General features: G+C 59.3%; 14 protein-coding genes. 6 read left to right on the top strand and 8 right to left on the bottom strand.

The features are described from left to right. Positions 1-19: 19 nt before the first annotated feature. Positions 20-1,095 (top strand): IS3 family transposase gene (locus LG047_RS05775; RefSeq protein ID WP_227965901.1). Its coding sequence is split into 2 segments (ribosomal slippage): positions 20-254 and positions 254-1,095, totalling 1,077 coding nucleotides; the frame shifts between segments, so codons are not numbered across the junction. 1,338 nt (positions 1,096-2,433) lie between these two features. Continuing rightward, positions 2,434-3,246, top strand: coding sequence for an IS5 family transposase (locus LG047_RS05765; protein ID WP_227965742.1), 813 nt, complete (start codon positions 2,434-2,436; stop codon positions 3,244-3,246). On the opposite strand, the gene LG047_RS05760 is transcribed toward LG047_RS05765, so the two are convergent. The 3 genes from LG047_RS05760 to LG047_RS05750 all read right to left on the bottom strand — a co-directional run bounded on the left by LG047_RS05760 (position 3,230) and on the right by LG047_RS05750 (position 5,824). Beyond that, entirely contained in the window at positions 3,230-3,679 is a 450-nt protein-coding gene (locus tag LG047_RS05760; RefSeq protein ID WP_227965900.1) for a hypothetical protein, read from the bottom strand. The two genes, LG047_RS05765 and LG047_RS05760, sit on opposite strands and share 17 nt — an antisense overlap. A 180-nt stretch (positions 3,680-3,859) precedes the next feature. Next, complete coding sequence (locus LG047_RS05755; protein WP_227965899.1) at positions 3,860-4,081, bottom strand: hypothetical protein; 222 nt, start codon at positions 4,079-4,081, stop codon at positions 3,860-3,862. 1,326 nt (positions 4,082-5,407) lie between these two features. After that, entirely contained in the window at positions 5,408-5,824 is a 417-nt protein-coding gene (locus LG047_RS05750; RefSeq protein WP_227965898.1) for an Lrp/AsnC family transcriptional regulator, read from the bottom strand. Between the two features lie 129 nt (positions 5,825-5,953). Here LG047_RS05750 and LG047_RS05745 point away from each other — a divergent pair, with 129 nt between their 5' ends. Both LG047_RS05745 and LG047_RS05740 read left to right on the top strand, forming a co-directional pair. Then, the gene (locus LG047_RS05745) at positions 5,954-7,018 is read left to right on the top strand and encodes an ornithine cyclodeaminase (protein WP_227965897.1); all 1,065 of its coding nucleotides are present in this window, start codon (positions 5,954-5,956) and stop codon (positions 7,016-7,018) included. 123 nt (positions 7,019-7,141) lie between these two features. Continuing rightward, positions 7,142-7,975 carry a dimethylarginine dimethylaminohydrolase family protein gene (locus LG047_RS05740; RefSeq protein ID WP_227965896.1) on the top strand — a complete coding sequence of 278 codons (834 nt, stop codon included), beginning with the start codon at positions 7,142-7,144 and terminating at the stop codon, positions 7,973-7,975. 191 nt (positions 7,976-8,166) lie between these two features. On the opposite strand, the gene mmsB is transcribed toward LG047_RS05740, so the two are convergent. Both mmsB and LG047_RS05730 read right to left on the bottom strand, forming a co-directional pair. Next, positions 8,167-9,054: a 3-hydroxyisobutyrate dehydrogenase gene (mmsB, locus tag LG047_RS05735; RefSeq protein WP_227965895.1), complete on the bottom strand. Its 888-nt coding sequence runs from the start codon at positions 9,052-9,054 to the stop codon at positions 8,167-8,169. Positions 9,055-9,097: 43 nt separating this feature from the next. Continuing rightward, on the bottom strand, positions 9,098-10,594 hold the full coding sequence (locus LG047_RS05730) for a CoA-acylating methylmalonate-semialdehyde dehydrogenase (protein WP_227965894.1): 1,497 nt from the start codon (positions 10,592-10,594) through the stop codon (positions 9,098-9,100). A gap of 191 nt (positions 10,595-10,785) precedes the next feature. Between LG047_RS05730 and phhA the strand changes: the two genes are divergently transcribed. Further along, the gene (gene phhA / locus LG047_RS05725; RefSeq protein ID WP_227965893.1) at positions 10,786-11,679 is read left to right on the top strand and encodes a phenylalanine 4-monooxygenase; all 894 of its coding nucleotides are present in this window, start codon (positions 10,786-10,788) and stop codon (positions 11,677-11,679) included. An 8-nt stretch (positions 11,680-11,687) separates the two neighbouring features. Here the strand turns inward: phhA and LG047_RS05720 are convergent, their stop codons facing one another. The 3 genes from LG047_RS05720 to hppD are packed head-to-tail and all read right to left on the bottom strand — an operon-like array spanning position 11,688 to position 15,137. Next, positions 11,688-12,701, bottom strand: a complete 1,014-nt coding sequence (locus LG047_RS05720) for a fumarylacetoacetate hydrolase family protein (RefSeq protein WP_227965892.1) — start codon at positions 12,699-12,701, stop codon at positions 11,688-11,690. 13 nt (positions 12,702-12,714) lie between these two features. Continuing rightward, the gene (gene hmgA, locus LG047_RS05715) at positions 12,715-14,013 is read right to left on the bottom strand and encodes a homogentisate 1,2-dioxygenase (RefSeq protein ID WP_227965891.1); all 1,299 of its coding nucleotides are present in this window, start codon (positions 14,011-14,013) and stop codon (positions 12,715-12,717) included. Positions 14,014-14,018: 5 nt separating this feature from the next. Then, positions 14,019-15,137, bottom strand: coding sequence for a 4-hydroxyphenylpyruvate dioxygenase (hppD, locus tag LG047_RS05710; RefSeq protein ID WP_227965890.1), 1,119 nt, complete (start codon positions 15,135-15,137; stop codon positions 14,019-14,021). Positions 15,138-15,289: 152 nt separating this feature from the next. Here hppD and maiA point away from each other — a divergent pair, with 152 nt between their 5' ends. Then, complete coding sequence (maiA, locus tag LG047_RS05705) at positions 15,290-15,928, top strand: maleylacetoacetate isomerase (RefSeq protein ID WP_227965889.1); 639 nt, start codon at positions 15,290-15,292, stop codon at positions 15,926-15,928. The last annotated feature ends 63 nt before the right edge of the window (positions 15,929-15,991 follow it).

Raw genomic sequence — 15,991 nt, 5'->3', positions numbered from 1 at the left:
CACGAAGCGAAGCCGCTGGATGCATTCTCCGGCGTTCAAGGCGAAAGTGGCTTTGGCCGCGATCAAGGGTGAGAAGACGGTGGCCGAACTGGCGCAGCAGTTCGACGTCCAGCCCAACCAGATCACGACGTGGAAGAGCCAGTTGCTCGAAGGCGCGGCGGGCGTGTTTGGGCAGGAGAAGGCGGAGCCGAAAGAAGCCGCCGTCGATTTGAAGGCGCTTCACGCCAAGCTCGGCGAGCTGACCCTGGCCAATGATTTTTTAGAGGGCGCGCTCGGCAAAGCAGGCCTGCTGAGCGCAAAGCGATGATCGATCGCAGCTACGCCTACCCAATCAAAGGGCAAGCGAAGACGCTCGGTCTTTCGCGGACCACGGTCTGTTACAAGCTTCGGCCGGTCTCGGCCGAGGACCTGAAGCTGATGCGGCGCCTCGACGAACTGCATCTCGATTATCCCTTCACCGGGGCGCGGCTGCTGCGCGATCTGTTGCGGCGCGAGAGCGTCGTCGTCGGTCGCCGGCATGTGGCGACGCTGATGAAGCGGATGGGGATCGAGGCGATCTACCGGCGGCCCAATACGAGCAAGCCGGGGCCCGGCCACAAGATCTATCCGTATCTTCTGCGCGGCGTGAAGATCAACCGGGCGGATCATGTCTGGGCGATGGACATCAGTTACATCCCGATGCGGCGCTTCGTCTATCTCGCGGCGGTCGTCGACGTGGCGAGCCGCCGCGTTCTTTCGCATCGCGTGTCGATCGCGATGGAAGCGGCGTTCTGCGTCGAAGCGCTCGAAGAGGCGCTGGCGAAACATGGCAAGCCTGAGATTTTCAACACGGATCAGGGCAGCCAGTTCACCGGCCTCGACTTCACGAGCGTGCTGCTGGATGCGAAGGTCTTGATCAACATGGACGGCAAGGGAGCCTGGCGGGACAATGTCTTCGTCGAGCGGCTGTGGCGCAGCGTCAAATACGAGGAGGTCTATCCGCGGGCCTATGAGAGCGTGTCTGAGGCGCGCGCGTCGATCAGTCGGTATCTGGCGTTCTATAACGAGCGGCGCCCGCATTCGAGCCTTGACGGGCGCACGCCCGACGAGGCCTAATTCGACAAACAGGAAACGGCGATGGCCGCATAAATGTCCCCTTCGATTTTGCCGCAGGTCTGGTCGGGCCTACGGCGCCTCCCGGCGCCGCGACAAAATCGAAACGCCCCTCGTTCAGCAAAACCCAGCAGAGATCCACTTAAAATCCGCGGGGAGCTGTCCAAACAACCAGAGCCAGCTCTGTTGTCTGGACGAGGCCTCGACCTCGGGCGCCGATGCAAGTCCGTTCGATGGCGATGGCCATCTTGCCCGCGCCGGCTCCACTGGCCAGCAGGACATTGCGCTGATGCGCGATGGAGGCGCCGTCGGCGAGATCGCGCGGCCGCCCTTCTTTGATTGGGGTATCGCGCCGCTGTGGGCTTGCCGGACGTCCAACCTCTTGAGAGAACGGAGTCACGGAAAAGATCAAGACAGTCGACCGATTTTCGTGTGAGATCCATGATCGTATGGTCAGAATAGTTCGAAAACCGGGGAGGTTTGGTCAATTCGTTTGCTGAATGCAGCTCGACCATTATTTTTCGGCACGAGCAACGCCGCCCCATCAATTCTCACAGCAAACATGTTATGAAAAACGAACGCGGCACGATTCAATTTGATCAACGCCAGTGATCGCCCAAGCGCCCCGCCAAATTCTCACCCGTTAAGCACCTTCACGGCGCTACGGCGCGCCATCGTCGCCCGTTCTGAAAGACGCCCCGTCTGCGCCTGACAGAGATTAACGAATCGGAAGCAAGGAACGCGAATGGCGCGTGCTATTGATATCGCGCCGATCATAATCGTTGGATGTGACTCGAAATCCACAATCGCCGAGCCGGGTCATTCGTCAGACTTCGACTTCGACAGACTAACCGCCGTCTACCATCGGTTTGTTTATACTCGAATGTCGATAACCGAGTGTCAATTTTGCACATGGTGGCACAATCACGGTACATCTCAACTAAAGAAGATCGAAACGTCGGACAGCGTCCCTGCTGCGCCGTAACCTCAATGACCGTTTACCTTACGGCAAATAACTGCTCCAAATTTATGGATCACAATCCCTCCTCTACATTATCATCTCGCTCAATTCACCCGGGAACTCCAACCGAAGCAGCTGCGTCGACCGACTGGTCGGAAGCGCGCCTAGCCTCGAATCCGCAGATATGCGTGGTGTTGACAGTCATCAGTTGCAGCGGATTGTTATGAAAATTTTCCGCGCGCTTCGGCGAAGCAGCCCACCACGCTCAAAAAAACCAAGTATTCAAACGTAATTTTCCGTCACGCCCGGTTGTTACGAGTCCGCAGTCCCGCCTAGAGGGTGTTATGTACTTTGGTCGTTGATTGCCTTAGTAGAATCGGATGTCTCCGATTCGGAAGCCTTATCCGTCTGACGTCAACGACGAAGAGTGGTCGCTGGTTGCGCCGTATCTGACGCTCATGGACGAAAGCGCGCCGCAGCGTCAACATTCGCTGCGCGAGCTGTTCAACGGGCTACGTTACGTGCTGCGCTACGGCATCGCATGGCGCGCCATGCCTAATGATCTGCCGCCGTGGTCGGCCGTGTATCAGCAATCGCAGCGCTGGCTGGCGGCGGGCGTATTCGAGGCGCTGGCGCAGGATTTGCGCGCCGTCTTGCGCGTCGCCTCCGGACGGGCTGCCGAGCCGACGGCGGCGATCATCGACAGCCGCACCTTGCGGTCGACCCCGGAGAGCGGCCCGCGAGCCGGCTATGACGGCGCAAAGCGCAAGCGTGGCTCGAAGCTGCATATGGCGGTCGACACATTGGGCCATCTACTGGCGCTGCATGTCACGCCGGCCAACGTCGACGACCGCGCCGAGGTCGGCAAGCTCGCCGCCGCCGTGCAGGAAGCGACCGGCGACAGCGTCGAACTCATCTATGTCGATCAGGGCTACACCGGCGAGAACGCGGCCGAAGCAGCAAAAGCGCAGGGCGCCGAACTTTGCGTCGTCAAACTCGCCGAGGCGAAGAAGGGCTTCGTGCTGCTGCCCAAGCGCTGGGTGGTCGAGCGTTCATTCGCTTGGGCGACGCGATGCAGGCGGCTCGTCAAAGATTACGAGCGCTATGCTCAGACCCTCGCAGGACTACACGTCGTCGCTTTCGCATGTCTCATGCTCAAGCGCGCCGCGGAGTTCATCATACAGAGTGCATAACACCCTCTAGAAACAGATTTCCTTCCGCCTCTGCAGCTTCCAAAACCAGAGCGAACAAATCATACCCGACCCACTCAGCGACCTCCTCATCACTGGGGTCGCGGCCGCGATCCTCATCTCGATCTAGCCACCATTCAACATAAGTGTCGCTAAACAGGGCCAATATCTGCAGGTCGAACGTCGGCAGTTTCCTAGCTGCGGTCATACAAATGCTCTCGACATATTCTTCATAAATTTCAAAAAGATCATTCTGCTCGACAGCAACCTGCGCAGCAAACTCGTCCCACAAACTCATAAGACCTTGCTCCATGCCCAATCGGGTCGCGCGCTCGCTCGAAAGCTCGTCTACAATACTCCTGACGACAGAAAAGAGTCGTTGTTCGCTCATCAAGCGGATTCTATCGATCCGTTCACATTCGAAATGTCTGCTCATCGCATTTCCGTCTTTCTCGCACATGTGCAGGTCAGGACAATTTCTTCGCGGTTGCTTTCGCGAGCAACTTTTGCGCCGCGCCACAAACCAGGCCTCCTGTCGCTAAATCAATGCCTTCATCCGCGTAAATCGGGACTCAGCCCGCAAATCCATTGGCTCAAACTAAGACACGGGAGCCACCTATTGCACTGAATCAGGCGGGAGAGTCTCCAATTGCTCGATGATCTCGCCGTCGCTCAAGCCTTCACCCACCTCGGAAACGTCCGCCTTGAGCAAAATCCGGGCCTTTATCAGCGTTTTCGCCCGAAGGTTGCCTTTGCGCAATATGGCTTCCAGATGTGCACGCTCGTCGCCGGTCAAGCGCACAACATACCGCTTCACCTCAATCGCTTCCCGCGCCATCTTCACCTCCCGAGGGTCGAATCAATGGCGGTAGCGAATCAGGGATATCCAGCTGGGGGAAGCGCCCATTCAGATTCGATGAAGCGACCCACTAGGTTTCGGTGATGGTTGGTTTGCGGCTATTCCTGCCAGAAAGGCAGGCAAGCGATCATGAGCGCATGGTGCGGCTGCGTGTAGCGGAAGATCGGCGGACCGCTCTGACAAAACCGGAGAACGAGATTGGGGAGATCAACCGCGTCCATCGCCGCTGGCGCAGGCTTCCGCTGCGTCCATGCCGACTCAGGCTACGGCTACAGCGGGCGCTTCCGTCAGGCTCAGATTACGCGTGGTCTGCTGTAAGCGATGGCGGTTCGCGGCGCGAGATGGTCTACCCGGCCGAAGTCGGTCTGGCTTTCCCTGTCGCAAAAGCAGCGAAGCACCGCATGGGGAGTGCGCCTGGCGGCGAGGTCTGACGCGTCGGCGAGAGCCGGTCGACACGAGAGCGAATATACCATGTGTCGAACCTGCCAATCGACGTCACGATCAAGAGGCTCGCCTCTATGAGCATGGCCCGTCGGGTCGGCGTATAGGCGCATCAACAGCTCAGGGAATAGCTTGCCCTCGATCACTTTGAAGGTCGCTACTGGACCGGGTTGCATCGACATACATTTATAGCAATAATCGCCTGCGCTTTTCTTGAGTCTCACCGGTTCAATGAAGCGGGCGGAAAATAGAGAGTCGATGGAGCAGCGCCGCAGCCGAGCCCGCCGGCCATCGGCCAAATCGTCCTCGTTCTGCTAGCGCGTTCTACCCCCAGAGCCATGCCCTCGATGTGAGAAACTTTTCGCCGACACCGTCGAAACAATCCTGCCGAAGTGTTTCTGTGACGACTGTCCCTCCCGAAAAGTTGTCTATTCTGTCGGCTCCGGCGAGTTAGATAACCAATGTTGTTTGCGGCGTTGTGGCTCTTCTCCCGGGTACGGTCGAATACCCGGTTTCATCGAGCGTGCCGGGCCGTATTCGTCCGATCCGGAAAACGAAGACCTAGCCCGGCTGGATGGTCGGCGTCTGGCGGCTATTATGGTTCTAAAGCGCGGGCCCCGGCTGGCTTGCCCCCGTCGTATGTCGGAAGCGGTCGCGTCAGCGAAACCCGGGACCCCTGCGATGCGAAGAACGCGCATGTTCGGATTTCCGATGCAGGAAGGAGTAGGTACGTCGCTTTTAACAAGCGCATCCATGGCGAAGGCGCCTCGGTGCGAATCGCTCCGCTTTATTGAATGTGCGAATGCGTCGATTATCACGCTCTCGCCTCCGATATAGATCTGGCGGCGACAGAATATGAAGAGGTCAGGCTGGCGCAAGCAATAGGCTGGTCTCGGTTCGCGCGACGCCGTCGATCACCCTGACGGATGAAAGGACGCGATCGAACTCTGAGAGATCTTCGACCGCGATCTCTGCAACAAGGTCGAAGGCGCCATTGGTGCTATGGAGCGCGTGAATTTGCGGCAGTCCCCGGAGCGATTGCGCGACCCGCTTTGTATTCTTTCCTGATACTTCGATCATCATTATCGCGCGGATCCGACTTTTTGTCGCCGCGTCCTTGACACGCACGGTGAAGCCCAGGATGACATCTGCGGCGATCATTCGGTCGAGTCTGTTTTGGACAGTCCCGCGCGAAACGCCAAGCATCTTTGAAAGGGCTGACAGCGATGCCCGTCCTTCGATGCGCAAGGCCGCAATCAGGCGGCGATCGAGATCGTCCATCAAGGCCTCTGGCGAATTGATCGATCATGATGACAGATATGACAATTTCCCCACATTTCCAGTATATTTCCGCCATATGAATTGGATGGTTCCGCCGCTACCTTCCCCGTAATTTCTCGGGGATGGCAAATGGTTATGTTTCTGGGCGCGCGGAACGTCGCGCGGATCATCCAAAGCATAGGATTGCGGAGCTTTACGCTTCAGCTGATCGAATATCTGCGCCAGGACTTCGGACTCTGGGAGACTTTCGAGCGGGGGCCGCGGTACGCCAGTCACTCCCCAAATGGCGTCATCGAACTGATGCCGACAGCCAATTCCGGAACCTTCAGCTTCAAATTCGTCAATGGACATCCGGCGAACACGTTGCGGGGCTTGCAGACTGTCGTGGCGTTTGGTGTTCTCGCGGATGTCGAAACCGGTTATCCGCGGCTGCTCGCCGACATGACGCTAGCCACGGCGTTTCGAACCGCGGCGACTTCCGCGCTTGCTGCGCGTCATCTCGCGCGTTCGAACTGCGAGACGATGGCGCTGATCGGGCTCGGGGCCCAAGCCGAGTTTCAGGCGCACGCTTTCGAAGCTGCGCTCGGGATAAAAAGGCTCCGGGTCTTCGACATCGACCCGAGGGCAGGTGAAAAGTTCGCGCGCAACATGAGCGGCGCAGGCGTTTCAATCATGCGCTGCGATAATGCGCGCGAGGCCGTCGCCAGCGCCGACATCATCACCACGATCACCGCCGACAAGAAGATGTCGACGATTCTGTCGAACGACATGGTCGGCTCCGGCGTCCATATAAATGCGATAGGCGGTGATTGTCCGGGGAAGGTCGAACTGGCGCGCGATCTCTTGTTGCGAGCGAATATCTTTGTCGAGTACGCGCCGCAAACACGTCTGGAAGGAGAGATCCAGCAATTGGACGCCGAACATCCTGTGACCGAATTGTGGGAGGTCATTGCGGGCCACAAATCCGGGCGCATGTCGGATTGGGAGATTACGTTGTTTGACAGCGTCGGCTTCGCGATCGAGGACTTCTCCGTTCTGCGGCTGCTTCACGATCTCGCAACGCAAGTAGGCATTGGCGAAGAGATCGATCTCATCGCATCGCCAGAAGATCCGAAAGACCTCTTTGCACTGCTGCAACAATCGGAAGTCGAAGAGACCGCACTCAATTGCCGAGCTGTGCAGAACGCGCTGTAATCAGAAGCGGTAAGGAGCAGGGGCCCGTTGATGATCAGCACCCCGAGGGGTCTGGAGACGCCCGAGAATTCGATGCGTGGGGAATATTCGCTCGCTAACAGTCAGCGAGCGACGAAGTTGTCGATGGAATGCGACCGCGCGGCGAGACGTGATCGCATACTGATGTGTGCCCCCGACAATTTCGGCGTCGAATATGTCATCAATCCCTGGATGGAAAATCAGATCGGTGAAGCCCGGCGTTCACTCGCGTGGGAGCAATGGATGAATCTTCGGCGTCTGCTGTCTTTGACGGCGGATCTCACTTTCATTACGCCGGTAACCGGTCTCCCCGACATGGTTTTCACCGCGAACGCCGGGCTGGTGATAGAGGACACAGTTGTGGTCAGTCGTTTCCGCACCGAAGAGAGGCGACCGGAGGAAGAAATTTTTCGCGACTGGTTCGATCGGCAAAGGTTCACGATAGCGCCCTGGCCCGCGGATGTCGCCTTCGAAGGGGCGGGAGACGCCTTGGTCGATTGCGAGCGCCGCTTGATCTGGTGTGGTCATGGGTGGCGATCCAGTGCGCGCGCGGCAGAGCTTCTTGAAAGGATTTTCGCGCGAGAAGCAATCAGACTGCGTCTCGTGGACCCGCGCTTCTATCATCTGGACACATGCTTCTGCCCGCTTGCCGGCGGGTGGCTCATGTATTACCCGCCCGCTTTTGATGCGCATTCGCGGGAAGTGATCGCCGCCATGACGCCGGAAAGAAAGCGCATCGAGGTCAGCGAAACGGACGCAATGTCTTTTGCCTGCAATTCTGTCGACGTCGACGGACGCCTTTATATGAACGATGCGTCTGACGAACTGCAATCGCAATTGCGCGACGCGGGGTTCGCGCCAGTGCTGACGCCGCTTTCAGAATTTTTGAAGGCCGGTGGATCGGCGAAGTGCCTGACGTTGAAGTTGACCGACAAATAGCTGCAAGGCCCCTGCTTGCTGCCCCATGATTTGCGAAACCGGTAAGCATGGGCCGCCTTGCCGTCGCGCGTTCTTCATGTTCGACGCCATGACAGTTGGATTGACGAGACAGAGGAACGGTGAAAAGCGTCGCTTCTCCTATCGTCCGAATTGTTTCTTTGAGTCCCATGTTTTCGCGGGCCGAGCCGTGATCAGGACTGTCGGTCTCCGCGGATCATATTTATCACCCCGGAAAAATCCATGCCGCCGCCCCCTTGGGCGTTGTAAAGCGCATAAATTTGCGTTGCGAGCGCGCCGAGCGGTATTGCTACGCCGAGTCGAGAAGCTGTTTCCTGCGCGAGCTTCAGATCTTTCAGCATGAGCGCGGCCAAAAATCCGGGTTTGTAATCGTTGTTGGCGGGCGATGAAGATACAAGACCGGGCGCGGGGCAATAGCTCGTAAGCGACCAGGATTGTCCGGACGAAACTGAAGCCACGTCGAACAAAGACTGATGCGAGAGGCCGATTTTTTCCGCGAGCACAAAGGCTTCCGCAGTAGCGATCATGGTGACGCCTAACATTACATTATTGCATATTTTCGCGGCTTGTCCGAGGCTTGGTCCGCCGCAATGGATAATCCGCTTGCCCATCGCTTCAAGGATGGGCTTTGCCGCTCGGAAAGCCAATTCTTCTGCTCCGCACATGAAGGTGAGTGCGCCGGCTTCGGCCCCTGCTACACCGCCTGACACCGGGGCGTCCACCGACAAGGCTTCGCTGGCTTTCGCGATCTGATGGACGACGCGCGCGCTTTCGATGTCGATGGTCGAGCAATCGATGAGAAGGATGTCCTTTGCGAAATCGGTCGACAATTCACCCCAAACGGAGATCACCTGTTCGCCAATGGGCAGCATGGTAATGAGGGCTTCAGACCCCGCGAGCGCTCCCGCCGCCGTGCCGGAGATGATAATTCCTTTCTCGGCGGCCTTGTCGCACAGAGGTCTCGAAAGATCGAAGCCATGCACTTCGTAACCCGCGCGCGCGAGATTGGCCGCCATCGGGCCGCCCATGGCGCCAAGTCCGATAAATCCGATGCGCCTCATGGTCCTGCTTCCGTCCGGGCTATAAGTCATGCGTCACATGCCATTAGGACATGGTCGGAATGACAAAGCTTGCTCCATCCCTGATCCCACTCGGCCAGCGAGACGTCACTGTCTTGGTCTTTGTGTAGAAGCGTATCGAATCCGGACCGTGCTGGTTGAGATCTCCGAACATAGAGCGTTTCCATCCGCCAAATGTGTGATAGGCGAGCGGCGTCGGAATCGGCGTATTGACGCCGACCATGCCGACTTGAACCCTGGAAACGAACTCGCGCGCCGCATCGCCGTCCCGTGTGAAGATGGCGACGCCATTGCCGTATTCATGTTCGTTGACGAGCGTCAGCGCCTGCGCATAGTTTTCCACGCGCACGACAGAAAGCACCGGCCCAAATATCTCTTCCTGGTAGATGCGCATGCGCGGCGTCACTTCGTCGAAGAGACAGCCTCCGATGAAGAAGCCGTTCTCGTAACCCTGCATCTTGAAGTTCCGCCCGTCGACGAGAAGCTTCGCGCCTTCCGCAATGCCGAGCGAGACGTAGTTCTCGACTTTTTCAAGATGCGTCTTCGTCACCAGTGGCCCGAAATCGGCGGCCTCGTCCGTCGAGAGGCCAATTTTCAGGCTTTCCACGCGCGGAATGAGCCGCTTCACAAGTTCGTTTGCGGTCGCTTCGCCAACCGGCACGGCGACCGAGACCGCCATGCAGCGTTCTCCTGCCGAACCGTAGGCGGCGCCGATGAGCGCGTCGACGACCTGGTTCATGTCCGCGTCGGGCATGATAACGAGATGGTTCTTGGCGCCGCCGAAGCATTGGGCGCGCTTTCCTGTCGCGGCGGCGCGGGCATAAACATATTGGGCGACCGGCGTCGAGCCGACAAAGCCGATCGCTTTAATGTCGGGATCATCAAGAAGCGCATCAACCGCTTCCTTGTCGCCATTGACGACGTTGAGAACACCTGGAGGAAGACCGGCGTCGATCATAAGTTCGGCGAGTCGGAGTGGAACGCTCGGGTCACGCTCGGAGGGTTTCAGGATAAAGGCGTTTCCGCAGGCGAGGGCGGGACCAAATTTCCACATCGGAATCATGGCGGGAAAATTGAATGGCGTGACGCCCGCAACGACGCCGAGTGGCTGCCGCATGGAATACATGTCGACGCCCGCTCCGGCGGAATCAGTATATTCGCCTTTCATGAGGTGGGGGACGCCTAGTGCAAATTCGATCACTTCGACGCCGCGCTGAATGTCGCCCTTCGCATCGGCGATGGTCTTTCCATGTTCGCGAGCGAGAAGCGTCGCAAGCGAGTCCGTCTCGCGTGAAACAAGTTCGAGGAATTTCATCAGGACGCGCGCTCGGCGTTGCGGATTGACGGCGGCCCATGCGGGCTGAGCTGCAATCGCGTTCTCGACCGCTGCGCGGACCTCCGCTTTCGACGCGAGCGGCGCCAGCGCCGCCACCGAACCGGTCATCGGCTCGTAAACTTCTGCAAAGCGTCCGGACTCGCCCTTTAAAAATTTCCCGCCAATGAAATGACCAAGTTCTTTCATACCGACATTCCTCCCGCGCTTTATTTAGGCCCTCAAATCCGCGCGTCGCGGCATTTCTGATCGGAAAGGGTGATTTTTCTCCGCTGCCGGCCTTGGGCGCTCTCGCCACGAGGCCGGGCGGTTCCTATATCAATTGGTGCGAACAGCCTTTCGAGGCGCTCCGGCGCGTATGAAAGCCCGAGAGAAAGCCCATGGCCGAAGCTTCCGCCAGCAAAATGTCCGAAAGCGCCAAAAATCGTTATGCGGATGCGCCACGTAATGCGGACTGGACGATCGACCAGAAGTGGGAGTCATACACGGCTCAGGAGCACGACCGCTGGAACCGGCTTTTCGCACGGCAGGCGAAACTGTTGCCGGGCCGCGCCTGCAATGCCTTTCTCGAAGCGAAAGTGACGCTGGAGCTGTCGCGCGACGGCATTCCGGATTTCGCGGATCTGAGCGAACGTCTTTCGAAACTGACGGGCTGGCGCGTTGTCGCCGTCGCGGGCCTCATTCCAGACGACGCCTTTTTCGATCATCTCGCCAATCGCCGCTTTCCCGCCGGCGCTTTCATTCGACCGGAATCGGAGCTCGAATATCTTCAGGAGCCGGACGTTTTCCACGACGTCTTCGGCCATGTGCCCTTGCTCGCCGATCCGGTTTATGCGCGCTTTCTGGAGGCTTATGGCAAGGGCGGCCAGCGCGCGCTCGAGAGGGGCCAATTGCATAATCTCGCTCGGCTCTACTGGTATACGGTAGAGTTCGGGCTGATGATGACGCCGAAGGGTCTTCGCATTTTTGGGGCTGGCATACTGTCGTCGCCCGCGGAGACCATCTTTTCGCTGGAGGACTCGTCCCCCAATCGCGTGGCCTTCGATCTCGAACGCATCATGCGCACGAAATACATCATCAGCGATTTCCAGCAGACCTATTTCGTCATCGACAGTTTCGAGCAATTGCTGAACGAGTGCTATCAGGATTTTGGCGCGCTTTACGAACGCCTGCGCCTGCTGCCGGATTTCGAGGCGCATGAGCTTGCGGCGGAGGATCGCGTCTTGGCCAAGGGCGATTTTCACTATTTCAACGCCAGGGGCAGGGCGGCGTAAGCGCCGCCTCATAGCGTAGATAATGAAACCATCTGCTCGATCGCGCCGAATATCGAATGTCCGTCGCAATCGCGCATTTCTATGCGAACGACGTCGCCGGCCTGCAGGAAGGGGGTGCTCGGCGTTCCTTCGAGCAAAGTCTCCACGACGCGTTGCTCAGCGAGGCAGGAATAGCCCACGCCACCCAGCGCCACGGGCCTTCCCGGACCGCCATCGGCGGCGCGGTTTGAAACGGTGCCCGAGCCGATGATGGCGCCGGCCCGGAGCGGGCGCGTTCTTGCCGCATGCGCGATGAGTTGGCCGAAATCGAAAGTCATGTCCACGGCGGCGTCCGGGCGTCCAAGCGGCGCGCGATTCACGAAGGAGAGAAGCGGCAGGGCGAGCTTGCCGCCGTCCCAGGACTCGCCCAATTCATCCGGCGTTACGGCGACGGGCGAAAAGGCCGACGAGGGCTTCGACTGAAAGAAGCCGAAGCCTTTGGCAAGCTCTTCGGCGACAAGCCCGCGCAACGTCACATCGTTTACGAGCATCACGAGCTTGATATGGCCGCGCGCGGCGGCGCTCTCGACGCCCATCGGCACGTCGTCCGTGACGACGGCGATCTCGGCTTCGAGATCGAGGCCATGCTTTTCATCCAGCAGCGGGATCGGATCGCGCGGCGCAAGAAAAGCGTCGGATCCGCCCTGATACATGAGCGGTTCGGTCCAGAACGACGGCGGCATCTCCGCGCCGCGCGCCTTTCTGACGAGCGCGACATGATTGACATAGGCGGAGCCGTCCGCCCATTGAAAAGCGCGCGGCAGGGGAGAGGCGCAGTCGCTTTCGTTGAAGGGAAAGCCCGCGATCGTCCCCGATTCGAGTTGTTCTGCGAGCTCCGCGAGCTTTGGCGCGGCCGCCGCCCAATTGTCGAGCGCAGCCTGCATCGTCGGGGTGATTGCTTGCGCCGTCGTAGCGCGCGAGAGATCTCGCGTGACGACGACAAGCTTGCCGTCGCGTCCGTCCTTCAGTGACGCCAGCTTCATAATTGGGCAATCCTCATGGCGCTCCATCGAAGTTTTTGCGCAAAGCGGACCAGCAATCGGCATAGTCATGCTGCAATACCGGCAGCGATGCGGCGTAACGGGTCGGATGCTGCGGTAACCGGCTCTCGAGCATGAAGGCAAGCGAGCCGGCGAGCTTCTCGGGTTTCAGCCCGGCTTTCGACGCCTGCGCAAAGGCCGCCGCGTCAGGTCCATGCGGCAGCATGCAATTGTGCAATGATGCTCCCCCGGGGAGAAAGCCCTCGGGCTTCGCATCGTAACGGCCATGAATCAGGCCCATGAATTCGCTCATGACGTTGATGTGATACCAGGGCGGGCGGAAAGTATGTTCGGCGACCTGCCAGCGTTCGGGAAAGATCACGAAATCGACGTTGCCGACGCCGGCTTCCCCCGACGGCGAGGTGAGAACGCAAAAAATAGATGGGTCCGGATGGTCGAAAGCGAGCGCGCCGACCGGCGAAAAGCGTCTCAGGTCGTATTTGTAGGGAGCGTAATTCCCGTGCCACGCAACGACGTCGAGCGGCGAATGGCCGATCTTGCATTCGTAGAAGCCCCCACCCCATTTCACGATCATGCGTGACGTCTGCTCCTTGTCCTCGAAGGAGGCGACCGGCGCTTGGAAGTCGCGCGCGTTGGCGAGGCCATTGGCGCCGATCACGCCACGATTGGGCAAGGTGAAGGGCGCGCCGTAATTCTCGCAGACATAGCCGCGAGCCGAACCATCCAGCATTCTCGTCTTGAACTTGACGCCACGCGGGACGACGCAGATTTCGCCAGGTCCGATGTCGATCAACCCGAATTCAGTAAAAAAAGACAGACGGCCCTCCTGCGGTATGACGAGGAGCTCGCCGTCAGCATTGTAGAAATATTCATCCTCCATTGATCGCGTGACGAAATAGACGCCGGCGGACATCCCCACGCGCAGGTCGGCGTCGCCGGCGGTCGTCATGGTTTTTACGCCCGAGATGAATGTCATGCTTTCATCGGGCGCCGGCGGCGGCCCCCATCTCATCTGGCCGACGGGGAGGCCGCTCATATCCCGCGCAGGCGCCGTTTCCCAATCTCGCAACGCGGTCGCCGTGAAGCGCTGGGCATGCAGGACCGAGGGGCGAATGCGATAGAGCCAGGAACGAAGATTGGCGCCGCGCGGCGCGGTGAAGGCAGAGCCGGAAAGCTGTTCAGCATAAAGCCCATACGGACATTTCTGCGGAGAGTTTTGTCCCTTGGGAAGGGCGCCCGGCAAGGCTTCCGTCTCGAACTCATTGCCGAAGCCCGACATGTAGAACGCCGCCATCGGCCTTACTCCGCGGCCGGTTTCAGCACGCCGCGCTGGAGCTGGTCCGCTTCGATGGATTCGAAAAGCGCGCGAAAATTGCCTTCGCCAAAGCCATCGTCTCCCTTGCGCTGGATAAACTCGAAAAAGATCGGTCCAATAACCGTTTTCGAAAAAATCTGTAGCAGGAGCCGGGGAGGCGCGCCTTCGAAGCTTCCGGCGCCGTCGATGAGGATGCCGAGCTCTCTCAGCCTGTCGAGCGGCTCGCCGTGCCCGGGCAGGCGCGTATCGACCGCTCCATAATACGAGTCGGGCGGGGAAGGCATGAACTCGACGCCGCTCCGGCGAAGCGCCGACACCGTCTCGTAGATATCTCGGCAGCTGCAGGCGATGTGTTGAACGCCTTCGCCGTTGTATGCGGAAAGAAATTCCTCGATCTGGCTGGAATCGTCGGCGCTTTCGTTGATCGGAATGCGGATTTTGCCGCAGGGGCTCGTCATGGCGCGGGAATGCAGGCCGGTCAGCTTTCCTTCAATGTCGAAATAGCGAATTTGATGAAAATTGAAGACGCGTTCGTACCATTCGGCAAGAGCGTCCATGTGGCCGCGCCGAACATTGTGCGTCAGGTGGTCGATCGAGCGCAGGCCCGCGCCTTCGGGATGGGGATCGCGCGCGCCCGTCCATCGAAAATCGATGTCCCAGATCGATCCCTGTTCGCCATATCGGTCGACAAGATAGATAAGCGAGCCGCCCACACCTTCGATGGCGGGGATATTCAGCTCCATCGGCCCGATCTGCGCCACAGCCATTTTCGCCCCCATGGCCACCGAGCGTCGCAGGGCCAAGGCGGCGTCGGCCACGCGGAAACCCATTGCGCAAACGGATGGACCGTGACGCCTGGCGAAATCGGCGGCGAAACTGTCCGGTTCGGCGTTGAGCACATAGTTCACATCTCCCTGGCGGAAGAGAGTGACATCCTTGGACCTATGCCGGGCGACGGCGGTAAACCCCATCTCCAGGAAAAGCGTCGCCAGCTCTTCCGGCTCGGGATGGGCAAACTCGACGAACTCAAAACCGTCCGTGCCCATCGGATTCTCCGCCGAGACATTCGCCTCGGGCGCGGCGGATGCGCGAAGCCCAATCATTTTCCCACCTTTCTGGACGGAGGTCGGACACTAGCTTTAACTATTGTCGACAGCGCGCGGTTGAAGCCCTGCGGGGACGGAAGGCGTCAAAATTCCTTCCCGTCGGGGGCGAGGGGCCGTCTCCCAAGGACTTTGTCGGAGGAAACGCGGAAATGATCCTTTACGACTATTTCCGCTCCTCCGCGGCCTATCGTGTGCGCATCGCGATCGAATTGAAGGGGCTCGCGGTCGAGCGTCGGCCGGTGCATCTGCTGCGCGACGGCGGCGAACAGAAGCGGCCGGAATATCTGGCGAAAAATCCGCAGGGTCTCGTCCCCGCCCTCGAACTCGATGACGGGACCGTGTTGACTCAATCGCTTGCGATCATCGAATATCTCGAAGCGTTGGCGCCAAATCCGCCGCTTATCCCGGCGAACCCGATTCGAGCGGCGAAGGCCAGGGCTGTCGCGCTGGTGGTCGCCTGCGACATCCACCCGCTCACCAATTTGCGCGTGTTGAATTATCTCCAGCAGGAGCTCGACCAGAGCCAGGCCGCGATCGAATCCTGGCGGCGGCGCTGGATTTTGAAGGGTGGTCTCGAGGCGATCGAGCAGGCGATCGAACCCGCGCCATTCTGTTTCGGCGCGGAGCCCACCATCGCGGACGTTTGTCTTGTCCCGCAGGTCTTCAATGCGCGCCGCTTTGCGGCGCCGCTGGACCGGCTGGAGAAAATTCGCGCGGTCGAATCCGCCTGTCTCGCATTGCCTGCGTTCCGGGCCGCGCATCCTTCCGCGCAGGCTGACGCCGAGTAGACGCATTCCTTTCGCGGACGTCTTGAAACCGGCGCAGATCGCTAAATGTACGTTTTCGCCGCC

The organism is Methylocystis sp. WRRC1 (assembly GCF_020733155.1).
In the GTDB taxonomy this organism is placed as follows: domain Bacteria; phylum Pseudomonadota; class Alphaproteobacteria; order Rhizobiales; family Beijerinckiaceae; genus Methylocystis.
The sequence above is the reverse complement of the archived record's forward strand: the minus strand, read 5'-3'. Positions and strand labels throughout refer to the sequence as shown.

Excerpts from the sequence above, each read along its gene's own strand:
- LG047_RS05765 (WP_227965742.1), top strand. The coding sequence starts at position 2,434 with ATGTCTCCGATTCGGAAGCCTTATCCGTCTGACGTCAACGACGAAGAG.
- LG047_RS05760 (WP_227965900.1), bottom strand. The coding sequence starts at position 3,679 with ATGAGCAGACATTTCGAATGTGAACGGATCGATAGAATCCGCTTGATG.
- LG047_RS05755 (WP_227965899.1), bottom strand. The coding sequence starts at position 4,081 with ATGGCGCGGGAAGCGATTGAGGTGAAGCGGTATGTTGTGCGCTTGACC.
- LG047_RS05750 (WP_227965898.1), bottom strand. The coding sequence starts at position 5,824 with ATGGACGATCTCGATCGCCGCCTGATTGCGGCCTTGCGCATCGAAGGA.
- LG047_RS05745 (WP_227965897.1), top strand. The coding sequence starts at position 5,954 with ATGGTTATGTTTCTGGGCGCGCGGAACGTCGCGCGGATCATCCAAAGC.
- LG047_RS05740 (WP_227965896.1), top strand. The coding sequence starts at position 7,142 with ATGGAATGCGACCGCGCGGCGAGACGTGATCGCATACTGATGTGTGCC.
- mmsB (WP_227965895.1), bottom strand. The coding sequence starts at position 9,054 with ATGAGGCGCATCGGATTTATCGGACTTGGCGCCATGGGCGGCCCGATG.
- LG047_RS05730 (WP_227965894.1), bottom strand. The coding sequence starts at position 10,594 with ATGAAAGAACTTGGTCATTTCATTGGCGGGAAATTTTTAAAGGGCGAG.
- phhA (WP_227965893.1), top strand. The coding sequence starts at position 10,786 with ATGGCCGAAGCTTCCGCCAGCAAAATGTCCGAAAGCGCCAAAAATCGT.
- LG047_RS05720 (WP_227965892.1), bottom strand. The coding sequence starts at position 12,701 with ATGAAGCTGGCGTCACTGAAGGACGGACGCGACGGCAAGCTTGTCGTC.
- hmgA (WP_227965891.1), bottom strand. The coding sequence starts at position 14,013 with ATGGCGGCGTTCTACATGTCGGGCTTCGGCAATGAGTTCGAGACGGAA.
- hppD (WP_227965890.1), bottom strand. The coding sequence starts at position 15,137 with ATGATTGGGCTTCGCGCATCCGCCGCGCCCGAGGCGAATGTCTCGGCG.
- maiA (WP_227965889.1), top strand. The coding sequence starts at position 15,290 with ATGATCCTTTACGACTATTTCCGCTCCTCCGCGGCCTATCGTGTGCGC.